This window comes from Geodermatophilus arenarius (genome assembly GCF_042654585.1).
GTDB lineage: Bacteria > Actinomycetota > Actinomycetes > Mycobacteriales > Geodermatophilaceae > Geodermatophilus > Geodermatophilus arenarius.
In genome coordinates this window covers 202,885-210,332 of record NZ_JBHSGR010000004.1, presented here as the reverse complement: position 1 = coordinate 210,332, position 7,448 = coordinate 202,885, and the positions used below count along the sequence as shown (strand labels likewise).

6 protein-coding genes and 1 pseudogene are annotated in these 7,448 nt (G+C 73.5%); all 7 read left to right on the top strand.

Annotation, left to right across the window (positions count from 1 at the left end):
- Positions 1-603: pseudogene (locus ACFO3M_RS05960) on the top strand (DNA polymerase III subunit gamma/tau); the annotation flags it as partial.
- A 59-nt stretch (positions 604-662) separates the two neighbouring features.
- Positions 663-1,004, top strand: coding sequence for a YbaB/EbfC family nucleoid-associated protein (locus ACFO3M_RS05955; protein WP_387987505.1), 342 nt, complete (start codon positions 663-665; stop codon positions 1,002-1,004).
- A 37-nt stretch (positions 1,005-1,041) separates the two neighbouring features.
- Positions 1,042-1,641 carry a recombination mediator RecR gene (gene recR, locus ACFO3M_RS05950; protein ID WP_387987503.1) on the top strand — a complete coding sequence of 200 codons (600 nt, stop codon included), beginning with the start codon at positions 1,042-1,044 and terminating at the stop codon, positions 1,639-1,641.
- A 160-nt stretch (positions 1,642-1,801) separates the two neighbouring features.
- Positions 1,802-3,451, top strand: a complete 1,650-nt coding sequence (locus ACFO3M_RS05945; RefSeq protein WP_387987501.1) for an ABC transporter substrate-binding protein — start codon at positions 1,802-1,804, stop codon at positions 3,449-3,451.
- A 131-nt stretch (positions 3,452-3,582) separates the two neighbouring features.
- Positions 3,583-4,689, top strand: a complete 1,107-nt coding sequence (locus ACFO3M_RS05940; RefSeq protein WP_387987499.1) for an ABC transporter permease — start codon at positions 3,583-3,585, stop codon at positions 4,687-4,689.
- Complete coding sequence (locus ACFO3M_RS05935) at positions 4,689-5,708, top strand: ABC transporter permease (protein WP_387987497.1); 1,020 nt, start codon at positions 4,689-4,691, stop codon at positions 5,706-5,708. Before ACFO3M_RS05940 ends, ACFO3M_RS05935 begins: the two co-directional genes overlap by 1 nt.
- The gene (locus tag ACFO3M_RS05930) at positions 5,705-7,414 is read left to right on the top strand and encodes an ABC transporter ATP-binding protein (protein ID WP_387987496.1); all 1,710 of its coding nucleotides are present in this window, start codon (positions 5,705-5,707) and stop codon (positions 7,412-7,414) included. The genes ACFO3M_RS05935 and ACFO3M_RS05930 overlap by 4 nt, the downstream gene beginning before the upstream one ends.
- The last annotated feature ends 34 nt before the right edge of the window (positions 7,415-7,448 follow it).

Sequence of the window (7,448 nt, the reverse complement as noted above, 5' to 3'; positions counted from 1 at the left end):
CGGGTGGCCGAGCCGCGCCCGGCCGCCGCGCCGCCGCCGGCCGCCGCCGAGTCTGCGCCCGCCCCGCGCGGCGGGGAGCCGACCCCGGTGGTGTCCGCGAACCCGCCCGCCGACCAGGCCGGGGACGCCGGCGAGGGCGGGCTGGGCACCGGCGACGTCCGCCGGGTGTGGCCCGAGCTGCTCGCCGTCGTCAAGCGGCACAAGCGCACCACCGAGGCGCTGCTCAAGAACGCGCAGGTGCACGAGCTGCGCAACGGCGTGCTCACGCTGTCGACGTCGTCGCCCGCGCTGGCCCGCCGGATCGGCGACGACCTCAACAAGGACGTGCTGCGCGAGGCGCTCAACGAGCTGCTCGGCGTGCGCTGGAAGGTCGAGGCGGTCGTCGAGGGCGCGACCCGCGGCTCGGGTACCGCCGGCCCGTCCCCGGAGGCCGCGCGCGAGGCGGCCCGGGCGGCGGAGGCCGCCGAGGCGCGCGAGCTCATGGCGCAGCGGGCGGCCGAGGGCGACGACCCCGCCGCCGACCGCGAGCCCTCCGTCGACCCCGAGCAGGCGGCGCTCGCGCTGCTGCGCGCCCAGCTCGGCGCCCAGCCGCTGGAGGGCTGACCGCGCCGGTCCCGGCCGCCGTCCCCCCGGATGTCGGACCGGCGGCCTACCCTCGGGTCATGTTCCCCGGTGGTGGCCAGCCCGACCTGTCCGCGATCCTGCAGCAGGCCCAGCAGATGCAGCAGGCGCTGGCCGCCGCGCAGGAGCAGCTGGCGAACGAGGAGGTCACCGGCTCGGCCGGCGGCGGCCTGGTCACGGCCACGATGACCGGCGACGGCGAGCTGCGGGCGGTCACCATCGCGCCGTCGGCCGTCGACCCCGACGACGTGGAGACCCTGCAGGACCTCGTCGTCGCCGCCGTCCGCGACGCCTCGCGCCTGGCGAGCGAGCTGACCGCCGACCGCATGGGCCCACTGGCCGGCGGTCTGGGCGGCGGCTTCCCCGGGCTGCCCGGCGCCTGACCGGCGCACCACCTCTCCCTTCTCCCCGAGGAGCACCGTGTACGAGGGGGCCGTCCAGGACCTCATCGACGAGCTCGGCCGCCTGCCCGGCGTCGGGCCCAAGAGCGCGCAGCGCATCGCCTTCCACCTGCTCGCCGCCGAGTCCGCCGACGTCGGCCGGCTGGTCGCCGCGCTGCAGCGCGTGCAGGCCGAGGTCCGCTTCTGCGTGACCTGCTACAACGTCGCCGAGGGCGAGCAGTGCCGGATCTGCAAGGACCCGCGCCGCTCCGACGACGTCATCTGCGTCGTCGAGGAGCCCAAGGACGTCGTCGCCATCGAGCGCACCCGCGAGTTCCGCGGCCGCTATCACGTCCTCGGTGGCGCGATCAGCCCGATCGAGGGCGTCGGCCCCGACGACCTGCGGGTCAAGGAGCTCATGACCCGGCTCATGGACGGCACCGTCACCGAGCTGATCATCGCCACCGACCCCAACCTCGAGGGCGAGGCCACCGCGGCCTACCTGGCCCGGCTGGTCGGCCCCCTGGGCCTCACCGTCTCCCGCCTGGCCAGCGGGCTCCCCGTCGGCGGCGACCTCGAGTACGCCGACGAGATCACCCTGGGCCGCGCGTTCGAGGGCCGCCGCCGCATCGACGCCTAGCGGGTGGACGCGGGACGGCCGTCACGGTCGGGTAACGCCCGCCGTCGAGGTCTCTGAGCGCTGAGAGACGTGTGCTACCCATGAGCAGCCACAGGCCACGGCGGCCGCACGTCGGCGCCCCGGAGGCGCCGCGCGGCCGCGCTCGAGAACGAGGTAGCGGATGACTCCCGTAGGGACCCCTGGCCGTCGCGCGCGCGCGGCCACCGCCGGCATCGCCGTCACGGCGCTCGCCCTGACCGCCTGCGGCGGCGGTGGTGACGACGGCGGCTCCGGCGGCGGCTCGGGTGACGGCGGCGACGCGCTGATCATCGGCACCACCGACGTCATCACGACGATCGACCCGGCCGGTTCCTACGACAACGGCTCCTTCGCCGTCATGAACCAGGTCTACCCGTTCCTGATGAACACCCCGTACGGCAGCCCGGAGGTCGAGCCGGACATCGCCGAGTCGGCCGAGTTCACCGCGCCCAACCAGTACACGGTGACGCTCAAGGACGGTCTGACCTTCGCCAACGGCCACGAGCTGACCAGCTCCGACGTCAAGTTCTCGTTCGACCGCATGGTCGCCATCAACGACCCGAACGGCCCGGCGTCGCTGCTCTACAACCTGGCCGGCGTCGACACCCCGGACGACACCACCGTCGTCTTCAACCTGACCTCCCCGAACGACCAGGTCTTCCCGCAGATCCTGTCGAGCCCGGCCGGCCCGATCGTCGACGAGGAGGTCTTCGCCGCCGACGCGCTGACCCCCGACGCCGAGATCGTCGACGGCAACGCCTTCGCCGGCCCGTACACGATCACCAGCTACGAGCAGAACGACCTCATCTCCTACGAGGCCAACCCCGACTACCAGGGCCTGCTCGGCGCGCCGAAGACCAGCGCGGTCAACGTCCGTTACTACGCCGAGGCGTCGAACCTCAAGCTCGACGTCGAGGAGGGCGCGGTCGACGTGGCCTTCCGCAGCCTGTCGGCGACCGACATCGACGACCTGCGCGGCAACGACGAGGTCGAGGTCGTCGACGGCCCCGGCGGCGAGATCCGCTACATCGTCTTCAACTTCAACACCCAGCCCCACGGCGCGACGACGCCCGAGGCCGACCCGGCCAAGGCGCTCGCCGTCCGCCAGGCGGTGGCCCACCTGCTCGACCGGCAGGAGATCGCCGACCAGGTGTACCGCGGCACCTACACCCCGCTGTACTCCTTCGTCCCCGAGGGCCTGACCGGCGCCACCACGCCGCTGCGGGACCTCTACGGCGACGGCCAGGGTGGCCCCGACGCCGACAAGGCGGCCCAGACCCTGCAGGCCGCCGGCGTGCAGACCCCGGTCCAGCTGTCGCTGCAGTACTCCAACGACCACTACGGGCCGAGCTCCGGTGACGAGTACGCGCTCATCAAGGACCAGCTCGAGGCGACCGGCCTGTTCCAGGTGGACCTGCAGACCACCGAGTGGACGCAGTACTCCGAGCAGCGCACCGCCGACGTCTACCCGGCCTACCAGCTGGGCTGGTTCCCGGACTACTCCGACGCCGACAACTACCTGACGCCGTTCTTCCTCACGGAGAACTTCCTCAGCAACCACTACGCCAACCAGCAGGTCAACGACCTGATCCTGCAGCAGGCCACCACCGCCGACCCGGCGCAGCGGCAGGCGCTGATCGAGCAGATCCAGCAGCTGGTCGCCGCCGACCTGTCGACGGTGCCCTACCTGCAGGGCGCGCAGGTCGCCGTCGTGCGGACCGGCGTGGAGGGCGCCCAGGACACCCTGGACGCGTCCTTCAAGTTCCGCTACGGCGCGCTGTCCCGCGGCTGACGCGGGCAGGCGGACGACCCCGGCCCCGGGTGGCCTCCCGAACGGAGGCCACCCGGGGCCGACCCGTGTGAGGCGGACCATGTGACCGGGACCCGGCACCGGTCCTCACCGGACCTGAACGAGCAGGAGACATGACCACCACCACGACCGAGCTCACCGGCACCGGCCCCGAGGCCGACGCCGCCCCCGCCGGCGGACGCCGGCGCCGCGGCGGTGGCGGGCTGGGCAGCTACCTGCTGATCCGGTTCCTGCTGATCATCCCGACCGTCTTCGTCCTCGTGACGACGGTCTTCTTCCTCATGCGGTCCACCGGCGACCCGATCACCGCCGCGCTCGGCGGCCGCCTGCCCGCCGACGAACTGGCCCAGCGCGTGCGCGAGGCCGGCTACGACCGCCCCCTGCTGGTGCAGTACGGCGAGTTCCTCGGGGACCTGGTCCGCCTGGACTTCGGCACGACCCTCTCCGACCGGCGCCCGGTGCTCGAGGTGCTCACCGAGTTCGGTACCGCGACGCTGGAGCTGGCCGTCTACGCGCTGCTCGTCGCGTTCGTCGTCGGCGTGCCGCTCGGCCGCTTCGCCGCCTACGCCCGCGACCGCTGGCCCGACGCCGTCCTGCGCGTGTTCGCGATCTTCTGCTACGCGACGCCGGTCTTCTTCGCCGGCATGCTGCTCAAGCTGGTCTTCGCCAGCGGCCTGGGCTGGCTCCCGGTCGCCGGCCGGGCCTCCACCCGCAGCGAGATCCTCATCCAGACCGGTGTCGACGACCCGACCGGCATCTACCTGGTCGACGCGATCCGCACCGGCAACGGCGAGGTCGTCCGCGACGTGCTCGAGCACGCCGTCCTGCCCGCGGTCGCGCTCGGCCTGCTCACCGCCGGCGTCTTCCTCCGGCTGGTCCGCACCAACGTGATCGGGACGCTGGGCATGGGCTACGTCGAGGCCGCCCGCTCGCGCGGCGTCAGCGAGCGCCGGCTGCTGCGCAAGCACGCCTACCGGCCGGCGCTCATCCCGATCGTCACCGTCATGGGCCTGCAGATCGCGCTGCTGCTCGGCGGCGCGGTCCTCACCGAGACGACGTTCGAGTGGAAGGGCCTGGGCTTCCAGCTGGTGCAGTACCTGCAGGCCCGGGACTTCGTCGCCGTCCAGGGCATGGTCGTGCTGCTGGCCGTCATCGTCGCCGTGACCAACTTCGTCGTCGACGTGATCGCGGCGCTGATCGACCCGCGAGTGAGGTACTGATGGCCACCACCGTGACCCCGCGGCGCAAGCGCGGGCTGCCGCTGGTCCGCCAGTTGCGCCAGAGCGTCGGGCTGCAGCGCGGCATGCTCGTCGCGGGCCTCGTGCTGACCGGGCTCTTCCTGCTCACCGCGCTGCTCGCCGACGTCATCTCCCCGTACGGCTTCAGCCAGCTGCGCGACGGGTCCGGCTCGTTCGGCGCCCAGCGGCCCCCGTCGGGTGACCACCTGCTCGGCACCACCGTCGGCGGCTACGACGTCCTGTCGCGGGTCGTCCACGGCACCCGGACGGCGCTGCTCGTCGTGGTCGTCGCCGTGGTGCTGTCGATCTTCGTCGGCGTGCTGCTCGGACTGGTGTCGGGCTACTTCGGCGGCTGGGTCGACCGGGTGCTCGTCGTCGTCTGCGACGCCATCTACGCCTTCCCGTCGCTGCTGCTCGCCATCGTCGTGGCGATCGTGATCAGCGGTGGGCAGTCGAGCCTGTGGGGCGGCATCCTGGCCGCGGCGCTGTCGATCACCGTCATCTTCATCCCGCAGTACTTCCGCGTGGTGCGGGCCGAGGTGGTGCGGATCAAGGCCGAGGCGTTCGTCGAGTCGGCGAAGGTCATCGGGGCCGGCCACTGGCGGATCATGACCCGGCACGTGCTGCGCAACGCCACCCGCACGCTGCCGCTGATCCTCACGCTCAACGCCTCCGAGGCGATCCTCACCCTCGCCGGCCTGGGCTTCCTCGGGTTCGGCATCGAGCAGACCGCCGCCGCGGAGTGGGGCTTCGACCTCAACCGCGCGCTCTCCGACGTCACCAGCGGCATCTGGTGGACGTCGGTGTTCCCCGGCCTGGCCATCGTCCTGGTGGTCCTCGGCCTCACCCTCGTCGGCGAGAGCCTCAACGACCTGGCCGACCCGCGGCTGCGCAGCCGCCGGGCCGCCGAGTCCGGGGAGACCGGCGAGGTGTCCGTGGTGCCGGGCGGCGTGCTCGGTGCGGGTCCGGCCGGCCTGGCCGGCATCGAGGAGGTCCGGTGAGCACCACCCTGCCCGTCGGCGGCGAGCCCGTCGTCGACATCCAGGACCTGTCGGTCTCCTTCGCCACCGATGCCGGCACCGTCGCCGCGGTGCAGGACGTGAGCCTGTCGGTGGCCGCCGGCGAGGTGCTGGCGATCGTGGGGGAGAGCGGCAGCGGCAAGACCGTGACCGCGCGCAGCATCCTGGGGCTGCTGCCGGAGACCGCGACCACCCGCGGCGCGGTGCTGCTCACCCGCAAGGACGGCAGCGACGCGCACGACGTCGTCACGCTGTCCCGGTCCGGGCTCGGCGAGGTGCGCGGCCGGGACGCGGCGATGGTCTTCCAGGAGCCCTCGACCGCGCTCAACCCCGTCTACCCGGTCGGCTGGCAGATCGCCGAGGGGCTGCGGGCGCACGGCCGGCTGTCCCGCAAGGAGGCCCGTGCCAAGGCCGTCGACGTGCTGCGGCGCGTGGGCATCCCCGACCCGGAGACGCGGGTGGACCACTACCCGCACCAGTTCTCCGGCGGCCAGAAGCAGCGCATCGTCATCGCCCAGGCGCTGGTCCTCGACCCGGGCGTGATCATCGCCGACGAGCCGACGACGGCCCTCGACGTCACCGTGCAGGCCGAGATCCTCGACCTGCTGCGCCGCTGCCGCGACGAGTTCGGCGCCGCGATCGTGCTGATCACCCACAACATGGGCGTGGTGGCCGACCTCGCCGACCGGGTGGCGGTCATGTACCAGGGCCGGGTCGTCGAGCAGGCCGACGTCCGGACGCTGTTCTCCGCCCCGCGCGAGGAGTACACCCGCCAGCTGCTCGGCTCGGTGCCGCGCCTCGGCCAGGGCCGGGTGCGGACGGCGGAGCGCGCCGCCGCGCGCCCGGCCGGCTGGGAGACCGCCGCGCCGGTCGTGCAGGCGCGCGACCTGCGGATCGTCTACCCCGGCCGGCTGCGCCGGCCGGACTTCACCGCCGTCGACGGCGTCTCGTTCGCCATCCGCCCGGGCGAGGTGCTCGGCCTGGTGGGGGAGAGCGGCAGCGGCAAGACGACGATCGGGCGGGCCATCGCCGGCCTGACGAGGGTGACCGGCGGGTCCCTGTCGGTGCTCGGCACCGAGATGAACGGCGTCAAGGAGAAGCGCTTCCGGCCGGTCCGCGAGCGCATCGGGTTCGTCTTCCAGGACCCCGCCTCCAGCTTCAACCCGCTGCTGACCGTGGCCGACGCCGTCGCCGAACCGCTGGTCGTGCACGGCCGCGCCGGTGACGCCCACGAGGCGCGCGGCCGGGTCGACGAGCTGCTCGAGGCGGTGCAGCTGCCGCGGGCGTTCGGCGACCGCTACCCGCACGAGCTGTCGGGCGGGCAGCGCCAGCGGGCCAGCCTGGCACGTGCACTGGCGTTGGACCCCGAGCTGCTCATCGCCGACGAGCCGACCTCGGCGCTGGACGTCTCGGTGCAGGCCCGGGTGCTGGAGCTGTTCGCGGAGCTGCAGCGCGAGCTGGGCTTCGCGGCGCTGTTCATCAGCCACGACCTCGCCGTCGTCGACCTGCTGGCCGACCGGATCGCCGTGCTCTACCGCGGCCGGCTGGTCGAGGAGGGCACCGGGGAGCAGGTGCTCGGCGCGCCGCAGCACCCGTACACGCAGCGACTGCTGGCGTCGCTGCCCGTCCCCGACCCCGCCGAGCAGGCCGTCCGCCGGGCCACCTGGCAGGAGCTGAGCCGGGCGTAGCCGGAGGACCCTGCTGCCCCCGGCCGCTCCCAGG